Annotated in this window: 12 protein-coding genes and 2 pseudogenes; 3 read left to right on the forward strand and 11 right to left on the reverse strand. The window is 70.6% G+C overall.

What is annotated here, in order from left to right; genetic code table 11:
• Positions 1-897: 897 nt before the first annotated feature.
• Positions 898-1,482 carry a hypothetical protein gene (locus ACZ44S_RS38310; RefSeq protein WP_466937978.1) on the reverse strand — a complete coding sequence of 195 codons (585 nt, stop codon included), beginning with the start codon at positions 1,480-1,482 and terminating at the stop codon, positions 898-900.
• A gap of 13 nt (positions 1,483-1,495) precedes the next feature.
• Between ACZ44S_RS38310 and ACZ44S_RS38315 the strand changes: the two genes are divergently transcribed.
• Entirely contained in the window at positions 1,496-1,813 is a 318-nt protein-coding gene (locus tag ACZ44S_RS38315; RefSeq protein WP_466937980.1) for a hypothetical protein, read from the forward strand.
• A 143-nt stretch (positions 1,814-1,956) separates the two neighbouring features.
• Positions 1,957-2,689 (forward strand): annotated as a pseudogene (locus ACZ44S_RS38320) (DUF2637 domain-containing protein); the annotation flags it as partial.
• 403 nt (positions 2,690-3,092) lie between these two features.
• Here the strand turns inward: ACZ44S_RS38320 and ACZ44S_RS38325 are convergent.
• The 10 genes and pseudogenes from ACZ44S_RS38325 to ACZ44S_RS38370 all read right to left on the reverse strand — a co-directional run bounded on the left by ACZ44S_RS38325 (position 3,093) and on the right by ACZ44S_RS38370 (position 19,091).
• The gene (locus ACZ44S_RS38325; protein ID WP_466937982.1) at positions 3,093-6,578 is read right to left on the reverse strand and encodes a LysM peptidoglycan-binding domain-containing protein; all 3,486 of its coding nucleotides are present in this window, start codon (positions 6,576-6,578) and stop codon (positions 3,093-3,095) included.
• A gap of 30 nt (positions 6,579-6,608) precedes the next feature.
• A pseudogene (locus ACZ44S_RS38330) lies at positions 6,609-7,016 on the reverse strand (replication-relaxation family protein); the annotation flags it as partial.
• Positions 7,013-9,643 carry an ATP/GTP-binding protein gene (locus tag ACZ44S_RS38335; RefSeq protein WP_466937985.1) on the reverse strand — a complete coding sequence of 877 codons (2,631 nt, stop codon included), beginning with the start codon at positions 9,641-9,643 and terminating at the stop codon, positions 7,013-7,015. The pseudogene ACZ44S_RS38330 and the gene ACZ44S_RS38335, both read right to left, overlap by 4 nt.
• Positions 9,619-10,257 carry a hypothetical protein gene (locus ACZ44S_RS38340; RefSeq protein WP_466937987.1) on the reverse strand — a complete coding sequence of 213 codons (639 nt, stop codon included), beginning with the start codon at positions 10,255-10,257 and terminating at the stop codon, positions 9,619-9,621. The genes ACZ44S_RS38335 and ACZ44S_RS38340 overlap by 25 nt, the downstream gene beginning before the upstream one ends.
• Positions 10,254-11,405, reverse strand: coding sequence for a C40 family peptidase (locus ACZ44S_RS38345; RefSeq protein ID WP_466937989.1), 1,152 nt, complete (start codon positions 11,403-11,405; stop codon positions 10,254-10,256). Before ACZ44S_RS38345 ends, ACZ44S_RS38340 begins: the two co-directional genes overlap by 4 nt.
• Positions 11,402-14,164, reverse strand: coding sequence for a hypothetical protein (locus tag ACZ44S_RS38350; protein WP_466937990.1), 2,763 nt, complete (start codon positions 14,162-14,164; stop codon positions 11,402-11,404). Before ACZ44S_RS38350 ends, ACZ44S_RS38345 begins: the two co-directional genes overlap by 4 nt.
• A 355-nt stretch (positions 14,165-14,519) precedes the next feature.
• Positions 14,520-17,201: an ATP-binding protein gene (locus tag ACZ44S_RS38355; RefSeq protein ID WP_466937992.1), complete on the reverse strand. Its 2,682-nt coding sequence runs from the start codon at positions 17,199-17,201 to the stop codon at positions 14,520-14,522.
• Positions 17,198-17,779 carry a hypothetical protein gene (locus ACZ44S_RS38360; RefSeq protein WP_466937994.1) on the reverse strand — a complete coding sequence of 194 codons (582 nt, stop codon included), beginning with the start codon at positions 17,777-17,779 and terminating at the stop codon, positions 17,198-17,200. Before ACZ44S_RS38360 ends, ACZ44S_RS38355 begins: the two co-directional genes overlap by 4 nt.
• Positions 17,776-18,117 carry a hypothetical protein gene (locus ACZ44S_RS38365; RefSeq protein ID WP_466938014.1) on the reverse strand — a complete coding sequence of 114 codons (342 nt, stop codon included), beginning with the start codon at positions 18,115-18,117 and terminating at the stop codon, positions 17,776-17,778. The genes ACZ44S_RS38360 and ACZ44S_RS38365 overlap by 4 nt, the downstream gene beginning before the upstream one ends.
• 32 nt (positions 18,118-18,149) lie before the next feature.
• Positions 18,150-19,091, reverse strand: coding sequence for a conjugal transfer protein (locus ACZ44S_RS38370; protein ID WP_466937996.1), 942 nt, complete (start codon positions 19,089-19,091; stop codon positions 18,150-18,152).
• Between the two features lie 707 nt (positions 19,092-19,798).
• On the opposite strand from ACZ44S_RS38370, the gene ACZ44S_RS38375 reads away from it, so the two are divergent.
• Positions 19,799-21,217, forward strand: coding sequence for a hypothetical protein (locus ACZ44S_RS38375; protein ID WP_466937999.1), 1,419 nt, complete (start codon positions 19,799-19,801; stop codon positions 21,215-21,217).
• Positions 21,218-21,495: the final 278 nt, after the last annotated feature.

The raw sequence follows: 21,495 nt of genomic DNA on the forward strand, positions 1-21,495 counted from the left end.
AGACCCGAAACCCTTCGTCTGGACGAAGACCGCGGACGACATCCTCGAACGCCTCGCCGGATATCTGAACCGAATTCCTGACTCAGGACACTAGCGGCCCCGCGCGGCTCGTGAGCGGGCTGTAGGCGAACGACCTCGCTGCGAGGTATTCCGCGCTGAATGATGAGTTCGACGCTGCGTTGGTCGCCGCCGCTGCTTCGGCGCACACACTGGATGCCCTGTATGGCTCGGTGGTGCCGGAGGAAACCGGGCCGAGTGGAGGCGCAAGCACACCCCGCGGCGCTCGGCGGTCGCGAGGGCCTGAAGCTCGTGTTCGCTACCGGACCTCGCAACACCACCTGGGTCAGCGAGTTCACGTGGCTGTTCGAGCTTCGGGACGCTTCAGTCCACCACGAGGAAAAACCCGAGGAGACAGTCCCCCATCCAGCCCTGGGCACGCACACCGGCCGGAGTACGTCGCCTACTCGACGGAGTCGGCAGACCGGGCGGTCGGGTTGATGCTGGACGTTCTGCGCTGGTGTGTCGACAATCCAAGGCCCAAGGCATCCACTACGGGCCCAAGGCACCCACCGCCGATCAGTGGGCTGGGGAGAACGAACCGGTGGTGACTGGCCTGGAGAGCCGTTGGGCGTCGGCGTGAGAATGGCGAGGACCCAGGTCCGAGCAGCCGAGCGCTCGCGCCTATTCCTCCTCGAGGACAGGGAGCGGTCCCGCGCAACGTGCGAAGGAACGCGGGACCGCAAATTCCGGCCGTCCTGTCCGAGCCGGGCACTCGGACCATACGACGCCCACCCCCCGGACGCACGCCCGGCGCTCCATACGGGGGGACAACCGCACCAGTGTCCTCGACACTCTCGAACCTCTTCGCCATACCGCCTTCCCAGTCTCATTGGTCAGTCACGCCGTCGCAGATTTTGTGTTCAGTGTGGAGTGATCAGTGGATCGCCCGTCACGGGGCTCTTGGCCCGATACGGGGTCGGTGAGCAGGTTCTGCATTGCCCATTGGGCTCGCCAGCGTGCGGCGGCCGGACTCGGGGCACGCCCGCCCGTGTAGAGCGCGGGTGTGCCGTCCGCGTGCCAGTCGAGCGACCAGCGCCACAGTCCCCTCGCGGCCTGGCTCCATAGCGGGCGTGAGCCGAACGGCGCCGGGTCGATCGTGGTCCACACCAAGAGGTCGGTTCCCGGCACGGGGACTCGCGAGCTGGCACAGACGTGGTCGGCCCTGTGGGCCCGCCACAGCAGAGGGGTGGGCAGCACGTCCACCGTCGACAGCTCTGCCGCGTACGCGATCAGGTCAGCAACGTCCCAGAGCAGGGCCAGTGTCAGGGCGGCGCGCTGCAGCGGTGGCCAGTCGCCGGGGGCTTCCAGCAGCAGCACGTCCACGGCGTCGCCGACCCGATCGTCGTCCAGCCACCTCTCGGCCTCGTACTCCGCCATCGTCCGTGCCTGGAACTCACGGCGTCCGGCTGCCGCCTCCTCCACCAGTCCCAGCGGCGTGGTGCTGGGTCCGGTCGGCGGCCGGTCGTCAGCGTTGTGCCGGTTCGTCGGTCACGTCCACGCAGAGCGCAGCACGGCCACCCTCGCTGTGGTCTACGCGGCCCTGGCCTACGCCGAGGAGCTGGAGGGCCTGGTCGATGTCCGCGAGTTGCTGGAGCTGTGGAAGCTGGCCCACCTGTGGGGCCACCCGGAGCTTCCCAAATTCGAGCGGCCTCCGTTGAGCGCGGTGAACGCGGCGGTCGCCGGCCACCTGCAGAGCCTGCTGGAACAGTTAGCGCCGGAGCAGTGCGGGAGCTGGGGGTCGCGCTGTCGGTGAGCAGCGAGATGGTGGCGATGGTCCTCCAACGCACTGCGCCGCGCCTGGCGGGAGCACTACCAGCCGTAGGGTTTACGATTCACGCCCGGGACGTCAGCCCTGGTCGTCCACATCTGTTGCGGCAGGGCCGGAGTCGTCCGGATATGGCGCCCGCCCTCCGACGCCGGGGCGCCAGTGCGTTCGGTGTCGTGGCTGGCTCCGCCACCAGAGTCGGCCCGAGTGCTCTGCAAGCACTCCGGGGGTCAGCCGAGCGAGTCCTCGGACGTGAGCGGCGTACCGTGAAGGGCTTTGGGAACTTCTCCTACGCCTTCCCTATCGGCATCGACGCGGGCATCTGGGTCCTGCTCGCCCTGGACCTCCTCCTGATCTGGATCCGCATCCCGTTCCCGCTGTTGCATGGCGGACATCACGGCGGACAAGCACATGGAGGGTGTGCGCCTCACCCGCTGGATCCTCTCGCCCGTGCCCACGTTCCTGCTCTGGCGGCGCATGACGCTTTGGGAGCTTCGCTCCGACGAGCAGGTCATCAAGCTCGAGCAGGAACGTCTCGTCTACCAGGCAGCCGTCCGCTCCTGCTTGGGCCGCGGGTGGCGGGGCAAGGCCCCCGTCGAGGCGCTGATGCCGCTGCGACTGGCCCGTTACGGCGTCCCGTTCGCCGAAACCGCGCCTGCCGTTCTCGCCGCAGCTGGCATCGAGGAGCCGCCGATCCAGTTCGCCGTTGAGCGGTCCCCCCCCACACGGCCGGAAGACTTGGTACGCGACGCTGCGGCGGAGCACGAACAGCCAGCGGCCGAGCTGGAGAGCGCAGAGGTGGAACCGGTCCAGTCTCCAGTCTCAACTCCAGCGACTGAGCTGCCGGAGGATCCACAGGAATCGACCGCGGAAGCCGCTGAGCGGTTCGCCGTGGGCATACAGGCGTTCCTCGCCCAGTTCAGCGCTGAGCCGACCCCGACGCAGGGGGCCTACTGGCTCCGTGACACGTATGGGATTTCCACGGGATACGGTGACCCGCTCTCCGAGGACCAGGTGCAGCCGCTGCTACAGGTACCCGCTGGCCCGTCCCATCGTCATCACGGGCCGAACCGCGAGCGGGGACATGGCGGCACTCGACAGCGACCTTGTTCAGCACGCGAAGGACGTTGCGCAGACCGTCCGCGACACGCTGTCCGAGTGGCGTGCACGCCCTCCGGTCTCCAACGAGACCGCCGTCAGTGAACTCCTCGCTTACGCGGCGCGCGACGTGGCCTCTCGCGGGCTGCGGCCTCGGACCACTCACCGACTAGAGGACCTTGCGCATCGACGTACCCGAGCCGTTGAGGAGTTCGTGGATGAGGGTCTCGGTCTCCGTCTCCAGCGAGCAGTCCAACGACCGGTTGACCTGTTGCACCCGTGTGATGGCGGTATGCAGTCCCTGCCGATTCCCGGCCGCATGCTCGATCCGCAGCCAGTCCCGATACAACAGCTCGGCTGTGTCGTCGACGCCGAGACCGGTCGCGACGGCCTGACGAGCCGTGCTGAGGTCGTGGTGCGGACCTGCGGGCGTGCGGTAGGTGGCCACGGTGTGCGCGACGTCGATGACGCGCGTGATCATTTCCTGCTGGTACGGCTCGGCCCAGGGCAGGGGCTTGCCGCCGAACGGCCGGCCTCGCACCAAAGTGAGCGCCCTCTCCAGATCGGTCAGGCCAGCCGGGCCAAGCGGCAGGGCACGCTCGACCAGCTGGAGGAAGCGGGTCCAGTCGCAGCGCATGCCGGGGGAGAGCTGGTAAGGGCTCTCGCCGGTCTTGCGGCGCGGCACATAGGGGTCGCCGGCCGGGTCGTTCCCCAAAGATCGACGCAGGCCCTGCATCCGGGCGTTGAGGGTGCTCAGCGACCAAGGGCTGACGGGATCCATGTCCGAACACAAGGCGTCGGCGCTCCGCCCGGGCCGGAAGAACAACAAAGCGGCGAGTTGTGCCATCCGCGGGCCGTGGCCGGTGCTGTCCACGCCGGTCACCTCGACCGCGCCCAGGACCCGGATCTCCGGCGCGTGCAGGTCGTGCGCCTCGCACTCCTGCGTCTCTGGCTTGCGCTCCTCGGCGGAGTTCTCGCGGTCGTCAGCTTCCCCGGCCTCTTCCCCGCCGGTGTCCGTGGCCGTCAGTGACACGGGGGCCGTGGGCGCAGTCTTGGTCTCTGGGCCGGTCTCAGCGTCGGCCTGAGCCCGCGTCGTGGGCAGGAGGCGCAGTCCGGAGGGATCGGTGGTGGCGGCGAGCAGAGCCGGGAACACCTCGCCGCCCGAGTCCGCTGCCGCTGCCGACGAAGTGCTCGTGGCAGCGGGCGTAGGCGCGATGGGTTCCTCCGATACCGGTGGATCCGGCTGCTGCACCCTGTCGGGCTCGTCCGGGACGCCCTGCCAAGGGCCCCCGGCCGGGTGGGACGGTTGCCCGGAAACCTTCAGCGCGGTGGTGATCTGCATGTAGGTGGCGTGCTCCAGGCGCTGCACCGTGATGTCGATACCGGCGTACTCGAGGTTCTGCGGCTCGCTGAGTGAGGCGTTGAGGATCTCCGCCTCAGGGAAGTGCGCGGCCGCCGAACTCGCCGGGGCGACCAGAGTGACAGGCACCGTGCCGGACTTGTCGATGACATCGGCGAACTGCCAGGCCGTGTCCGCGTCCAGAGACGATGCGCACAGCAGCAGATACGGCTGATGCTGGGTCTCGGGCATCTGGTGCGCTTCCAGTAGCCGCTCGGACAGATCACGCAGCGCGTGAGCGGCCTGCCGCATGTGGGCGATCCGCGCGGTGGGCAGCAGCTGCGGCAGGTCCTCGCCGAACCCGATCGTCACGACCTCAACCTCACTCGCCCACGGACTCATCCCGAGCTCCAGGGCCAGCGAGGTGCACACCTCGGAGATGTGGACCGGGTTGCCGTCCAGCAGCAGCGCGGGCAACTGCGCGAGGTTGAGCAGCACAAGCTCACCCGCTTTGGCGCTGCCGACCGTGACCAGCCCTGGATACGGCGCCGGCACCTCGCGGGCGGCCTCCTCGTCCAGGAGGACCGCATCCGGGGCCAGGACCCACCACCCGCCCTGGCCGGAGACGAAGGGCGCCTGCGCCTCCTGGGAGAGGTCCTCGGGCAGCACCTCCACCGCGCAGGCCCCGATCCGTGCGGCCCGCAGCGGGGGCACGAGCGCGGTGCCCTCCTCCTGAGCCGCCCGGTGGGCCAGGGTCCGCAGCGCCACGTCCAGCCGGGCAGCGCCGTCCGGCTCGGCGGCCGCCGCCAACTGGGCCTCTGCGGTGGATGTCTCCGACGCGATAGCGATCTTCTCGCCGGGCTTGCGGCGGCGGCGCTGCAGCGTCCTGCGCAGGGCGAGGGCACCGGTGATGGCGGCGGCCAGGAGCGCGCCGGCGCCGAGAACGGTGCGCAGGTTCAGCGGGCTGCTGGCCGGGGCGGTCGCCGGGGTCTCGGACGTCGTGGTAGCGGGTGCTGAGGTAGCGGGGCCGGATGACTCAGCCGATGGTGAGGCGGCAGAAGGCGAGACGCTGTTGCTGGGCCCGGGCGTCGCGGAAGCTGATGCGAAGGGAGAGGTTTGATCCTGCCTCCCCTCCTGGGCAGGGCGGCTCGTCTGAGCGCTGGGGATTGACGCTTCTGGTGCAGGTGCAGGTGCAGGTGCAGGTGCAGGTGCAGGTGCAGCGGTGTGGCTGGGCACGGGCACCTGTTCATCCCCTGTACCCCCGCCCGGCGTCTGCTCACCGTCGGGCTTCTGCGTGGCCGGGGGAGTGGTCTCTCGGCTCTCCGACTCACCACCTTGGTCACGGTCTTGGGGCGTCTGGTCGGGCTGGGCGCCGGGCACAGTGACCCGCTGCCCTGGGCGGATGAGGTCCGGGTCGGTGATAGCGGGCAGGCCGTCAGGCTGCGGCTTGCCTCGGCTGGCCTCGAACAACTGAGGCCACTCGTCACCGTCGCCGAGCTCTTCCTCCGCGATCTTCGACAGGTAGTCGCCGGAGTGGACCGTGATGGCGTGCTCGCCCATCTCGTCAGCAGCCGGGGCTCCGTCCCTCAGCTGCGTACGGACGCCTCCTGCGGTATCGGCGGTATCGGGCATCTCCAGCTGCCAGCCGGGCTGCAGAAAGCTGTTCGCGCGGAAGACCTGGCCATCGACCATGGTCCGGCCCTCGTTCAGGTCGGCGATCTCCCGCCACCGTTCGCCGTCCCCCAACTCCCTTTTGGCGATGCCCCACAGGCTCTCCGCGGGCCGCATCTCGCGCACCGTGTACACCGTGGGGGACGTCGAGGTGGCGGATGCTGGGGGCTGATCGGCTTCGGTGGCTTGCGGGGTCTGCGTCGCCTGGCCGGGGATGAGGGCTCCGGTCGTGGCTGGTGCGGCCTGCGCGTCGGAGGCCAGAGCCGAGCTCGTGGGCAGCAGGACCAGGATGCTGCCGATGAGCAGGGCGGCGGCCCGCTGTGAGGAGCCCAGACCGCGTGGGGCGTGCCAGGTCCGGCCCCGCAGTTGCGCGATCAGCTCGCGGACGGCGCAGAACGCGAACTGCGCCCACCCGATCCAGCCCACCGCGACGAGCAGCAGCAGAAACACCGCCCCGGTGTCCTGCCGGTCCAGCAAGTGCATGAGGTCGTCGTGGGTGGCACCCCAGATGGCCGGGGTTGCCCAGGCCAGCAGCAGCGGTAGCCCGGCGACTGCGGCGGCCAGGACGATCAAGCTCAGCACGGCCTTGAGGACCCGGGCCAGGGTGCGGCCGGCCGTCGCGGCGGGGGAGGGGGTGGTGCGCATCAGTTTCCTTCAGGAGCGGTGACGCCATGCGCCGCGGCGGCGGGCATCGGCGACGAACTCCAGATGCGTGCGCAGGACGGTGAGGGTGTGGGGGGTTTTCAGCGAGGCGGCCGTCGCGGAGGTGATCGGGTAGGGCGGGCGGCCGCGCAGTGCGGGCCAGTCTCTCGTCAGGCGGGCGCCCTTCGGCGTGAGGTACCAGACCCGGGTGCGGTTCGACTGCGGCAGCACCACGAAGTCGACCAGGCGCTTGCCGAGCAGCTCGTTCAGGCGCTCCGAGACTGACTGGCGGGAGCGGTTGGGCCGCAGCAGGACGTGCAGTTGATTGGTGGAGGCCATGCGGTGCTGGGCGAGGGTGGCCAGGATCTGATGCGCGAGCGGCTCCACAGGACTGGGCGTGAAGCCGGCCGTCGTACGGCCCTCCGGCTGGGTGGTGGTCATCCGAACTCGTTCTCCTTCGACAGGTCGACAGCGTCAGCGCCGGCAGGGGAGTGCTCGCCAAGGAACGCAGCGACACGGCCGAGCTGTCCGGCGGCGCGGTCCGTGAGCTGGTCCAGTGGGAGCGCTTGGGCGTTCGCCTGGGCGGCCCGCTCCAGCGCGGGGACGTCCTTCGGGCGGGCCTGGGCGGCGAAGACGTCATTGAGATGGGGCCCGCGCAGCTGGATGGGCCCGATACGGCGGCCGTGCACGTTCATGGACACGAAGTGCTCGAACCGCTCCATGGTGGCGACCCGGTCGGGGCTGGGGGTGTCGCCCCACTCTGCGGTGATGGGCGCGATCGCAGACTTCGAACCGGCGGTCGTGGCCAGCGTGGACGCGTTCTGCACCAGGGACAGCCGCACCGCGGACGGGAGGCGGGCCAGCAGCTGGGTCATGCCATGGATGTGGCACCGGTACTTCCGCAGATCCTCGAACATGCTCGCGATGGTCTCCGGGGCCGCGCCGGTCAGCGTGATCAGCTCGTCGAAGTACGGGCGGAACGGCACCCGCTTCTCCTCAGGCGTATCGCGCCGGGAGCGTGCGGCGCGCAGCAGGTCGCGGGCGAGGAGCGCGGTCAAGAGACGGTCGGTGGGCCCATTGCCGCCCGGGCACACCCACACGATCATCTTGGAGTCCATCGCGGCACGGACGTTGTAAACGCCCATCGGCTGACCGAGGAAGGCGCGAGTGATCGGGTTGGCGGCCAGCCGGGCGATCGGGTTGAGGACCACGGCGAACGCGTCCGGCGGCAGGGTCGGGAACACCGCCTGCCACCACGAACGCGTCTCCTCATCCAGGCGGCCCGCCACCGCGGCGAGCGCTGCCTTGCGGAACTTGGCGTCGGCGAGCAGGGCCCGTACGTGGAAGATCGTGGCCTGGTCCTCCGGCTGGCCGGCCTGGCAGGCCGCCTCGTTGACCGCGACCAGGACGGTCAGCGCGGCGGTCAGGATGGTCAGCGCACGCGGAGCGGTCACGTCGTCCCAGGCCAGTGCGGAGGCGTAGGCGTCGGCGATCGCTTCGACGACCTCGTGCGCTGCCTGACCCTGGTGCATGCCGAGCGGATTCCACGAACTCACCCGCGGGTTGGGGCCCAGGCCGTTGAGGTCGATCAACGCGATCCGCGGCATCAGGGTCTCGTGTGCCAGGAACGTGGTGGCCCGCGGCCAGGAGTCGCGGTGCGGGTCGACGAAGATCAGCCCTCCGCCCGCGTGCGCCCAGCCGATCGCCTGCGCCAGGGCACGCTCCGTCTTCCCGCCACCCGCCTTGCCGACCCCGACCTCGAACAGCGTCTCCTCGGCATAGGTGGCGACCATCCGCTCCCTGCCGTCGGGGCCTCGGTAGATGCCCTGCAGGAGCAACTCCGGATCGCCGAATTCGAAGGTCGGCAGATCACCGGCAAGAACCGGGAGACGGCAGTGCGTAGTCGGGGGCTTGAGCAGGCCGCACAACTCCTCCAGCCGGACCCAGTTCGCGCGGGGCGGCTGACAGTGCCCCAGATTCCAGCGGCGCTCGAAGCCGTGCCGGGTGGGCCAGTGGTCGGCGCCCACCCGCCACGGTCCCAGCCGCCAGCCGCGCATGGCCCACCGGGAGCGGCCGCCGAACACGTCGAATGCGGCCTGGAGCTGGGCGAGCCGGGCCTGGGCGCGGCCTTCGGTGTTCGAGGCGCACATCACGAGCAGCTGGACCCGCACCAAGTGGTCGTCCTCGGCGAGCTTGCCCAGCGCCTCGGCCGGCTCCACTCGACGGGGTATGGGCGGCATCACCAGCCGCCGTCCGGACCCCGAGCCGGGCTTGTCGCTGAGGAGCTGCTGCATCTGCCAGCCCAGGGAGTCCTCGATTCCGCTGGCGTCCTGCCGCAGCCAGCGCGCGGACCGCTGGGCCTCCCGGCGTTCGGACCGGCGCGCGGCGCTCATCAGCTGCAGGCGGCGAGCCCTCAACGCCCACTTGGGGGCGCGCTGGATGTCGAGCCGGATCTCGGCGAGGTCGCCGAGCTCGGCGCGCAGGTCGGCCACGGCGTCGACGAGCGGCTGAAGCGGGTCGGGAGTGAGCGGCACCTCGCGCAGCGGAGAGGTGAGCTTGCCCCGCAGGATGAACTCGGCTCGCACCGTGTGCGTCCGCGGCTCGTCGACGATCGGCCGGGCGCGGTTGACGGTGACGTCCGGCCCGAACGGGGTGATGGACAACAGGCGTTCGCCGCCCGCCGGGCCCTCGATGCGGTAGCGCAACGGTGCACTGCCGTCCGCGCGCAGCCGGATCTGTACGGCCTTGGCTCTGCGTGGCGCCCACCAGGGCATGGCCGTCGATGCGCGGGCGAGCTGAACGCCTCGCCGGAAGATTTCCTCCAGGCTCGGGTCGAAATGCCGGTTGGATACGAGCTCCAGGGCCATCCGCTCGGCCGAAGCCTTGGCCGCGAGTCGACGCACCACCAACTCGCCCACACCCCAGCACACGGCGATCGCCAGAGCGAGCAGGTACCAGTGGTCGTAGAGCCAGTCGGCGGCGTCGACCAGGCCGGTGACCAGGCCAAGGACCTGACCAGCGGCCGTGTCATCGGCCCGGTCCGTCAGGTACGGGGCTGCGGAATCCACGTCGCTGCTCCCTTCTTGATAGCGCGGGTGAAGAACCAGTCGGTGATGCGGAGGTCGGTGAAGGTGCCGCCGCGGTCCATGCCGGCCCACACCAGATGGACCACCGCCTTGTCCGGGCTGCCGTCGCGGCGGGCGATCGCGGCCTGGATACGGAAGCGAGCGGTGGCGAACGCCGGGGCCACCGCCCGGCCCGAGTCGCCGAAAACCTCTGGCCACTTCGCTCGGCCGACTCCCGTGGCGTCCGCGCGCAGCAGAGAGCGACCGGCGGCAAGTAGTTCCCGTTCGTCGTTGGAGGGAACGTCGGCGGGCCAGGCGGCCTCCAGGTTCCGCTGAACCGCCGGGTCGCCGGCCACGCCCTCGCCGTGCGGCGGCAGAGCGGACTCGACGGACGACGGAGCCGATGCGGCGGACGTCGCGGAGGGAGCCGTGCCAGCGGTCGGCTTGCTGGCGGGAGGCACTGTGGCTGGCGATGACGGGTCCGTGGTCGCGTGCGCCGTCGACGCCGGGACGGGTTGCTCCTGACCGTGCGGCACGCCCAGTAGGGCCACACCCCCGACGGCGAGGATGACGGTGCTCAGCAACAGCAGGCGCGGTGAGCGCGGGTTAGTGGTCACAGCAGCCGCGCTCCCCCCGCAAAGCCAGACATCGCGTTGACGGAGTCCAGGCGCACCACGGTCCCCGGGCGGGGAGCGTTGACCATCTTTCCGCCGCCCACGTAGATCCCGACGTGATAGATCGTGGAATCGCGTCCGGGAGCGGTGGCGTAGAAGACGAGGTCACCAGCCTTGAGCGCGCTCGTGCCGAGGCTGGCCGGGATCCGCTGGCCGACACCGGCCTGGGAGGCCGCGACGCGCGGCAGGCTGATGCCGACCTTCGCGTACGCGTACTGGGTCAACCCGGAGCAGTCGAATCCCTTGATGCCCACGCCGCTCTTCCCGCTGGGGGAGCAGCAGATGCCGGTCGACTTGCCGCCCGCGTTGCCGCCGCCCCACGAGTAGGGGACGCCGCGCTGGGAGAGTGCGGCCTCGATGACGGTGCGGACCTTTCCCGTGACGTTCTTCAGGTCCGGGTCCTTGGCGGCAGCCGTGTACTGGTCGACCCAGCCCAGCACGTTGGCGACGTACTCCTGCGACCGGTTGTACTGGAAGAACGCGGCCTTCAGCTGCGACCGCTTCGTCAGGTCACGGCCGTTTCCGCACAGGTAGATCGCGGCGCCAAGCGCGGCATCGTCGGCGTTGTGCGGGTCGGCGGCCTTGTCACCATTGGCGTCCTTGCCGACGCCTTCCCAGGTGGAGGGCAGGAACTGGAAAGGGCCGACAGCACGCTCCGCGCTCGCGGTGCCGTCCCAGCGGCCGTTGTCGGTGTCGGGGAAGACAGTGGTGTTGCCGCCCTGGCCGGAGCCGTTGAGGAGCACCCCGTAGATCTTCGGGTGGATGTCACCGTTGTCGGCGATGTTCCGGCCCACGGCGTGGTTGGACTCGACCTTGGCGATCCCGGCGAGGATCGGCCAGCGCATGCCCCGGCACTTCGGCACATGCTTGCCGACCTGCTGGACGGCCTTCTTGTACGCGGTCAGCATCCGGGCTGGGATGTCCGCGGCGCTGCCGCCCTCGGCGATCCCGCCGTCGTCCTGGGAACCCGACTTCAGCGCGACGTACGCGCTGATCGCGTTGCCTACCGGTGCGGCACAGCACACCGCGGCGAACAGCAACAGCACCACCACACAGCCCCACCGCGCCATCCGGCGCCGGATCGTCCTCACTCCTCCTCACCGTCCTCCGGCTGCCGCCGGGCCCGCTCCCGACGCAGGCGCTGAGCCTCGGGCTCGGTCCTGCGCATCAGCTCCTGGAACCGGGCGCGGGCCTCGTCACGGGTGCCGCTGCGAGCACCGCCCCCTCCGGGAAAGACCGGCCTGGACCTGTCTGCTGCAGGATCGGCCGGACGCCGGGGTCCACCGCCTCCAAGCCGCGTCGGGGACGTCGGCGGTCCGCTCGGCCGGGTGCTGACTGCAGAGGCGGTCGAAGATGCGGGCGCACTGGCCCGCGGGGAGGCTGACCGAGTGCGGCTTGGGGAACCGGAGGAACCGGAAGGACGGGGAGTGGGTGCCGGACGGGCTGGCAGGCGGCGACTGGAAAAGGGGCCGGGACCGCCGCTGTCGTCCGCGTGCTCACGCAGGACACGGGACACATGACGGCCCGTGTCGGCCCAGGCCTGTCCGTCCTCGCGGACCGTATTGCCCCATACCCGCACCTGCTGGCGGGCGTCCTGGGAGTAACGCGAGCCTCCAGCCCGGGCCCTGCGGACGTTGGCCGGCAGACCGACCGTCGCCCCGTACGCGGCGCGGCCTCCCCGGTGGAGGACGCGGTAGCCGCGGAAGCGGACCAGCCGGTTGTGGGCCCGCGTCGACAGCAGCGTGCGATCACTGTTCTGGTCGTGCAGCACCTGACCCGAGCGGCGGTCCACGACCTGACCGTCCTCGTCGCGGTAGCGGTCGGGCGGACCGCCAGGACGGCGCGGACCCCCTCCGCCTCCCGAACTACCGTCCCGGCCGCCAGCCGGGCCGCCCGAGCCAGGGTCGCCGTCGGCGGCGGGCTTGCGCCACTTGGCCAACTGCTCCCTGTCCGGCCTGCGCCCGATCAGCAGCCAGTGCGCACCCTTCCCACCGAGCCGCGCGCCCAGCCCTCCCACGGCTGCGGCCGCGGTGAGCGGTGCAAGGCCCCGTCCGGCTTCGGCCGTGGCATCGGCGAGGACGCGGCCGGTGTCGACCGGCATGCCCGCACCGTCGGCCAGCGACGTGAGTGCGCCCATCAACCGCTGTCGGGTGCCGAGCATTCCATACCGGCCTCCGCCACCCGAGAAGGCACGCAGCCCGCCTCCGAAACCTCCCGTCGCAGCGGGGGAATTCATAGCGAGTGCCGCGCCAAGTTCGGAGGTGTCACCGGGCATGTGAGTGCCGCCGACCTTGGCGTAGCGCATCCGCATCGCCATGCGACGGCCGAAGGAGGCGATGCCGGTCAGGAGCCGACGGTGTCCGGCCGCGCCGGCGATGGCGAGGACGTCGATGAGCAGGATCCGCTCCACGACAAGGTCGGGCCCGTCGGTGATGGTGGCATCGACAGCGATCCCGAAGAAGGGGATGAACGCGCAGATCCCGACTACGGCGAGGCACGCGATGCCCCACACAGACAGCCACTTCCATACAGACTGCCGCGGAGGCCCGGGCAGTGTTGCGGCGATGAAGGTGACGCCGCCGACGGCCGCCGCAGCAGCACAGATGCCCTGGGTCCCGAGAAGGACAATGACACTGGACAGCAGCATGCCGCAGACGAACAGTGCGGCGATCAGCAGCAGCAGGGCTCCGCCGAGCCGCCACCAGGTGGGCTTCTCGGCGTAGGCGGCGCACGCCTTGCCGACGTCGCCGGCCTCCTTCATGTCAGCGAGGAACGCGGCGAACTCGCGGTCGTCGTCACTGACAGCGGCGTCCTCCAGCTCTCTGGCAGGACCCGGGGGAAGTGCCGGGGTCGCCTCCGGAAGGTCAGTGCTGTCTTCGCTGACCACGCCTTCCTGGTAGCCGCGCTCGCAGTAGGCCCGGGCGGGCCCTTTGATCTTGCTGCAGATGTCCTTTCCGCGTGCCGAGACCCTGGCCTCTCCCGCTGTGTAGGCTCCGCTGACCCACTTGAGATGGACGGTGTAAGCCTCGCGGTCGGAGCTGTTGGCGGGGTCGAGGATCCGCCCGTACTGCAGCAGCATGAAGGGCTTGACGATCAGGGCGTTGGTAACCGAGTCCTGAATGGGGCGTGCCACTTCCGTTGACGAGACGGGTGATTCGCCGTCGCGTTGCGCGCACTCGAACTCGGCGTCGCCTGTCCTGTGGGAGCAGGGGTCGTAGCTGGAAAGCTTGCCGCCCCAGTCGTAGGAGTTGACGCTGTGCCGGGCGACCTCGGCGGCCACCTGCTGGGACTGCCCCAGAGGACCACTTGTGCCGAGCAGGGTGTCGGGGCGGATGAGGGCAGAGGTGGCGATGGCACCGATGAGGAGGGTGAGGAAGATTTCGCCCAGGCCGCGACCGACTCGCCCGCGCACTATCATGAATCCGGCGAAGACGAAGGCCCACGCGAGCAGCAGCCCTTTCAACCCCAGCGTGTCGACGACCACAGTGTCGTAGGTGGCGGCGACCTTCTGTGCAGGGTGGGTGAGGATCTTCAGCAGTGGGAACCGGAAGGCCACCTCGATTGCCCAGCCGGCCAGTCCGACCAGCAGCCGGATCAGGGTGAACAGCCCCGACAGGCCGAAGGCCAGGGCCTGCGTCTTGAGGGCGATGATGGAACCGCCCGAAGCGTTCAGGTCGTACCCCTCGACGGGCACGCCCTCAGACGAAGTGATGTTCAGCGGGGCGAGAAGATCTTCCGGCTCGCTGCTGCTGGCCGCGTACACGACCTGGCTGTTCACCATGAGAAACACCCCGGTGAGCAGCACGACGAAGCTGGCCGAGCGGAGGGTCGCGCGGTCTGGATGGAACATTTTCAACGCCGCCTTTGCCCAGCAGAACTCCGGAGTCGCCACAGCACGAGGGCGGCCACACCGGCACCAGCCGGCACGAGCCGCCACGCAGCTCCGGCAACGCCCGATTGCCCGGCGGAGGTGGTCGTCGTGACGCCGCGCTCGCAGTAGTCCTTGGCCGGACCCACGATCCTTGCGCACCGGTCCTGGTCCGCGGGATGGGCGTCTGCGGCGAAGGCCTGGCCGGTGTGGGGCCACCATGCCTCCGGCACACTCACTCTGACGGCCAGAGCGAGCACGCCGACCGCTACAGCGATGACCGTGAGGACACGCGCGGCTGCGGCGAGGCGCCGGGAGCGGTCCCAGAGTGAAGAGGTCATCGGACGAGTTCCTTCGGACGGAGCCCAGTGGCCTCACCGGCGAGCGGCTCACCCGCGGGCTGCGAAGGAGCGCTCGGGCGACGTCCCGGTGTGGTCGTGATGGACGTGGTGATGCGCGGGATGGGGGGGATGGAGACCTTGACCCGGCCGGTGTTCTGCCGCGGGCAGGTCAGCAGGAACTCGCCCTCGCGGCCCTTGCGGCCGACGGGGGACAAGCCGGTGGTCACCAGCCGCAGCAGTTCGCCGTCGTTCGGGTCGAGGCCCACGAACTCCAGACCGCGGCGGGCGCGCTCGCGGTCGGCGGTGCGGGCGAGCGCGCGGTAGGCCATCAGGCCGCGGTCAGGGCCGAGTTCCTCGGCGTCGTGGGAGGCGGCGAAGAGTCCGGCACCGTGCTTGCGGCCGTCGTGGAGGATTTCGTGGACCAGCGCGGTGCCTTCAGCCGACGACGTCAGCCAGTACAGCTCGTCGGCGACCACGGCGGTGAACCGTTCGGGGTCCTCGAACGCGGTCTGCCTGGCGATCGCGGCGATCAGGTACAGCACCGCACGGCCGATCAGGGCCTCCAGCGGCTGCTGGTGCAGGACCTCCGGGTTGTCGAACGCGGCCTTCGGCGGCAACTTCAGACCCGCCGTCGTGATCACGATCATGTCGGATGTACTGGACGCGTCCAGGTGCACCGGCGGCAGCGCGGGGTCGAACACCATCCGCGCCAGGGAGTTGGTGGCGACCACGCGGACGAGACCGGCGAGGGTGGCGGCCGCGTCCTGCCGCTTGCCCACCTCCCTCGTGGCCATCTCCTCGAGGACCTCCAGCACGCGGTGCATAGACGGGGCGTCGCTTGCGGCGGTCTGCTCGACGGCGTGGTGCAGGACCTCCCCGTTGGTGCTCATCGGGCCGATCCCGAGCTGCAGAGTGAGGTAGGACAGGGCGTAGTGGCGGCCCTCAGGCCCGTCGAACATCCTCAAGGGGTCGATGGACACCTCGGCCTGGGCAGCGTCGATGATCTGGACGCGCCCCCTGGCCGCGGTGCGAGCGAAGGTCGCCCACTCGCGCACGGGGGTGCGGTCGATGCAGATGGCGCACCCGCCGCGCGCCCACACCGCCTCCGCGATCAGCTTCTGCAGGACGCTCTTGCCCGCGCCGAGGTCCCCGACGATGCCCATGGACGCTGACGCGTCCACCTTGGGCGCATCAGCTACGTTGATCATGACCGGGCGGGTGGTGCCGCTGTCCAGGTCGATGCCGAGGAACATGCCGTTCGGGTCGCCGACCTCGGAGGCGGTGAAGGCCCCGCCGAGCGCCCAGTCCTCGGAGATTTGGTGCTGGGTGAACTCCCGCACCACACCCGGGCGTACGGTGCCGGGCAGGCCGAGCGTGAACAGAGCCTCTTGCAGGCCGGCCGGGCGCACGGCGCGGTAGTCGGCGCCACCCAGCAGCGCCGCCAGTGCGCGCGCCCGGGCGTCGCACACGGCGGCGGTCGGCCCCCACACCGTCAGCACGGTCACGGACTGCACCTCGACCTCCACGGATGTGCGCGACAGGCGGGCGTCCAGCTCGCCCAGATCACGGGCGGCCTCGGTCAGCGAGGCCGGCATGCCAGTGGGGCGGGCGTCGTACTGGTCGGCCTGGTCGATGAGTTCGTTCTTCTTGCGCCGCACCTGGTCGCGGGCCTTCTCCGCCGGGACGAGCGCGAGGTCGACGGGGAAGTCGAGGGTCTCTAGCTGGGCGAACAGGTCGGCGGCGTCCTGGCTGACCGCGGGCGGGCACTCGGCCAAAGCGAGCTGCACCTGGTAGCCCACCCCGGCGTCGGATTCGACCTGCAGCCAGCGCCGCCCGAGCGGCGAGCCGCTGTTCAGCCGCCACCACGCCTTCCGCCCGGACCTCGTGATCCAGCCGGAGCTCTTGAGCTCGGCGATGTCGTCCAGGTCGGGGTCGATGCCGCCTTCCTGCAGACGTACTTGACCGAGGTCGGCATAACTGGGGGAGCGCAGCACACCGTCACGCAGATGCCCGCCGTACAGGTCGCTGGTCTCGGCTTCCGCCAGCAGCGGCTCGGCCAGGCCCCGGTGAAGGGCGTGCTGGATCATCCACACGATCTCCGCAGGGCGGGCCGGGCGGAAGGCGATGCCGCCGGCGAGCGCGGCCTCCACCCGGGAGGCCTGCTCGCGGTAGGCAGTCACCTCCCGCTGCGCCACCGGCGCCGGGCGCATGCCGAGCATCGGAGTCAGCTCCGCCCATGCCGCGCCGAGGGAAGCCGACACCTGAAGACTGGTTGTCTCGGTCTGCAGCGGCACCGCCAGCCACAGGGTGCGGTGGTGCATCTCCTGGTCATCCAAAAGATCCAGGGTCGCCTCGACGTTCTCCACCCATGGATGCGCGCCTGCACCCGGCACTGTGTCGGCCGGCTCGATGCCCTCGATCATGCGTAGGGCGATCTCTCCGGGGTCGACCTGCGCACACAGCCCGAACAGCCGCGGCGCCCCGGACAGCGACCGCACCAAATGTGTGATCTTGGCGAGCTGTTCGTCACGGACCGCGGCGGGCACGTAGGTGCCCTGAACGGTCTCCTCGTGCTGCCCTTGCGCGTCCGGGCCTGGGCGCAGGCGGTAGACGGCCCACACACTGCCGTGCGTCGACCAGACCAAATGCCCGGCGATGTGACGGATCGGAACCCTCACCGCACACCCCCGCCCTGCTCGGCGAGCTCGAGCAGCTGCTGAACACCCGACACCGGCCCCACCGGCACGTCCCGAGCAGTCGGCTCGTTGCGGCGGAGCGCGGCCGAGCGGCCGGCGGCCGGGCTCGGGTGCGGCGCCCGGTCGGTACGCGGCCGCACCGCAGGGGACGGAGCGGCGGCCGGAGCATGGCCGGGCGCGTCCTCGATCGTGAAGCCGCCGATCAGCGGGTGGGGAGCGCGGTCACGGGCAGCACGCCCGCCGATCCGCCCTCCCTGGGGCTGACAGAGAAGCAGCACCCAGCCCAGCGCTGCCTGCAGCGGGGCACGGCCAGCGATCTTCGGACGGCGAACTGCCCAGATCGACAGCAGCCAGGCCGCGATCGGGATCGGCCCCATCCACGACCACCAGCTGATCGTCCTGATCAGAAGGAAGCCGCCACCGACGGCAACCGCGATCTGCGCGGGCGTATACGGGCCGAGCGGGATCTTCCAGTCCGCGACCTTCCCCAGCACCCATGGATGGCGACGGGCGGCGGTGTAGAAGCGCCCCGTCCGGCCCGCGGCCGCCGCGGCGCTCACAGCCAGCCTCCAACGCCAGGGGAGTGCTCTCGTACGACGGGCTCAGAACCGTGCACGATGCCGGGGACAGCGGGCGCGCCCTTGGCAGGGTTCTTGACCTCGTCCTCGAACATGTCCGAAAGGTCTTCGCGGGAGTTGTACAACCCCAGCGCGATGATCATCAGCAGCAAGGCGCCGATCCCGGCCTTGAGGCTGAACTTCTGGATCATGATGACGACGACGAGTACGAGCAGCCCGGCCTGCAGGCCCTTGGTTGCCCAGTCCTTGAACATGTTGATCCAGCTGTCGCCGAGGTCGTCCAACTGACCGGCGAGGATCACGCTGTTCACCGTGTTCACCGTGTTCACCGTGTTCACCGTGTTCACCGTGTTCACCGGGCACCCCCGTCCCGGGCAGTCCCGGACTCAAGCGCCGAGACTTCCCAGCGGCCCGAGCGGGCCGTGAGTGCGAGCTCGTAACCCAGCGGCCACCGCCCGCCGGTGTCCCGGGCTTCCACCTGTGCCAGGACACGGACCTTCGTGCCGTCGGCCGGCACCTGCTCGGAGGCCGCGGCCTGCTCGACGGCGGACACCTGCTGCACCGCCACCGCCGTGTACGGGGCGGGGGAGACCGGCGACAGGCTCACGCCGGGGGCGAGGTAGCGGTCCACCTCGCCCGTACCGGTCAGGTAGGCGGCGAGGAACTCCCCGACGGCCGCCGACAGCTCACCCTCCGGGACACTCACGCCGTACGACGACTTCGGCACCTCGGCCCGGACCGGGCCAGCCACCACACCGGGCGCACCGGTCACGGCGAACGAGGCGCCCGCGCGATCGGCGGTCACTGGCACGGCGTAGTACCGCACCGATCCGTCGCCGTACTGCGCAGCCACCGTCACCGACCACGCGCCATCCGCGCGCTGCGCACTGCGCACTGCCGTCACGGACTGAGGCGTCGACTGGGCATCCACATCCGCAGCCGGGTCGGGCAGTTCGACGTCCGGCGCCATCGACTGCGCAAGCCGCGCCTGCGCACTCGAGGCGTCGTCCGCGCTGTTGCGCAACCACGCGTTCACGAACAGCTGCGCATAGCCGGCCGGATCGGCGGCCTGCGCCGTGGTGCGCACTGCGGCGGTGGGCTTGGACGGGGTGGCCGCCTCGACTGCGGTCGGGCTCGAGGTGATGGCGACGCCCAGAGCGATCGGGCCGGCCGCGATGACGGTCCAGACCGCCAGGCGCGACAGACGCACTCGGCGCCGCATCGCCTCCAGCCGGGCGCCTGCCGCCATCGGAGCAGCGGCCTCGCGTTCCGAGGCCTGCTTGCCAGAAGACATGGTCAAACTCCCAGGTCAGAACGAATGTTTCTGACCTTGAGAAAACCCGCGGGCCCCGACCCGACCACCGACCACGAACCCCCGACCACGGTCACGATGGGGACACGAAGTCCATGGTCGGGGTCATGGTCGGCCCGACCACAGGCCCGACCATGGGCCAGCCGCGAGTGGGAACCGGCGCATCCTGGATGCCCAAGCCCGCAGCGTCGATGGCCGCGGTGAGGCCTCCCTGCCGCACGGCCGCCGGACCCCCGCACCAGTGCGCAGACGGTCGCCGCCAGGGGCCTCGGCAGAGCCTGCGCAGTGCGACACCCGAACCTGCGCACGAAAAGATCAGGAAGCCTCGGGCGGACTGCGCAACCGCTCAGCACCACCCGACTGCGCACGACCCTCGACCGGTTGCGCAGACCCGTTGCGCAACCGCCCGTCCGGCGATGCGCAATCGGGCGGCGCACCCTGCACAGCCCTCGGCTGAAGGCGCGTGGTCGCACCGACCATGAGCCCGACCACGGCAGCTAGACGGCTGCGTTGCCGGATCGTGACCGATGGTCGGGGCTGGTGGCCGTCAGCCTGGTCGGGGTCGGCGAGTGAGCTGTCGGCATGGAACACATGCGCGCTTCCACGCCCGGGACCACCGGCAGCCCCACCCCGGCGAGCCGGGGTCGCCGTCGTGGCCACCGCGCGCGGCCGGCGCCGAAGGCACGGCGGTGAGCCGCTTCGGGGCGGGGATCCGTCGGGGCGTGATGGCGGCCGATCAGTTCACCCAGGTTGCCAACGCGCTGTTCCGTGACTCCCAGTTGTCGTTCAAAGCCAAGGGGATCTTCGGGTACGTCAGTACACACGCCAACGGCTGGCAGGTGACGATCGCCGACCTCGTCCGCCTGGGTCCGGACGGACGGGAAGCGGTGCGCACTGGGCTGAAGGAGCTGGAGGCGCACGGCTACCTGATCCGTGAGCGCCTGCGCCGCCCGGACGGCACCCTCGGCGAGATCGTCTACTGCATCACCGACCGCCCGGCCACCCCGGACATCGCGCTGATCGAAGCCGACCTGGTGATCGCGCCCCCGGAGGCCGGGCACGCCGGCGGGTTCGGTGCGGGGATCCGTCGGGGCGTGATGGCCGCCGACCAGTTCACCCAGATCGCCAACGGCCTGTTCCGCACCACCGAGTTGTCCTACAAGGCCAAGGGACTGTTCGGACTGCTCTCCACGCACCGGGAGGGCTGGCGGATGACCGTCACCGACATCGCCCGCCGGGGCCGCGACGGTGAGTCAGCCGTCAAGAGCGGGCTGAAGGAGCTGGAGAAGCACGGGTTCCTCGTCCGGGAACGCGAGCGCGGCGAGGACGGAACCCTCGGCGCGGCCGCGTACTTCATCACCGACCTGCCCGCTCTGCAAAACAGCAGGTCGCAACCAGAGTCGGGTTTTCCACCAGTGGATGACCCTACGTTGGCTGATCGGCCCACTAAGAACACCAACAGAAAGAAGACCACTCAGCAGAACACCAGACCCTTCCCTCCCCGCGCCCGCGCAGCGCGACCGCGCGGCGAAGCGCCGCCCACGCCACGGACGGCACCGGCGCCCGCGGACCTAGAACCGGGCATCCGCCTGCTGCTTACGATCGGCGCACAGCGCCCCGAGCTGCTGCTGACCGACCAGGTTCTCGCCGAGCAGGGGCGCACCGTCACCGCGATGCTCGACTCCGGCTGGACGCGCGAGCAGCTTCAGCACGTCATCAGCGACCGCCCTCTACCGAGCCCGGTCCGCACCACCGTCGGCGCGATCATCGCCGCCCGGCTCCGCGCCGCCCAGGCCTACCCACCACCCGCCGCCGTGGCCGACCACCACGACACGCCTGCGTGGGAGGACCCGCCACCGCACTCAACCACCTCCGCCGCCGCGCGCACGGTGAGCGAGGCCCTGACCTACCGGGCCCTCGTCGAATGCGCCGGCTGCGGCGTGCCCGGAACCGCCCCCGGCGAGGACCTGTGCCCGGCCTGCCTGGGCTGGCCGCCATGCCGCACCTGCCCGGGGCCGACCCCCCGCCGAGCTCACCCCGACGGCGACGGCCGCTGCACCACGTGCGCCTCCGTGTTTATCGACCACTTGGAAGGAAGCACCCCGTGACACAGACGCTCCGCACACCGCCGCAGACCGCGGCCGCGCATCACAAACGCCCCTTCACTCGCGACCCGGGCCGGTGGGAGAGGGAAAGCAGCCGCGCCTTGCGCGCCGGCCACGTCCGCGACAGCACGTGCTCGCCCGCGTGCCAGCCCGTGCTCGTGCACGAACGCCTCCCGTGGGGCTGGCCCACCTGGACTGTCCCCGGCGACGGCACGCTGCCCGAGGTCCCCCAGCAGATCGGGGTGCTTACCCCGGCCTCGACGCGTACCCAGCGTCTGGCG

The organism is Streptomyces malachitofuscus (assembly GCF_055571035.1).

Excerpts from the sequence above, each read along its gene's own strand:
- ACZ44S_RS38370 (WP_466937996.1), bottom strand. The coding sequence starts at position 19,091 with ATGTCTTCTGGCAAGCAGGCCTCGGAACGCGAGGCCGCTGCTCCGATG.
- ACZ44S_RS38350 (WP_466937990.1), bottom strand. The coding sequence starts at position 14,164 with ATGTTCCATCCAGACCGCGCGACCCTCCGCTCGGCCAGCTTCGTCGTG.
- ACZ44S_RS38325 (WP_466937982.1), bottom strand. The coding sequence starts at position 6,578 with ATGCGCACCACCCCCTCCCCCGCCGCGACGGCCGGCCGCACCCTGGCC.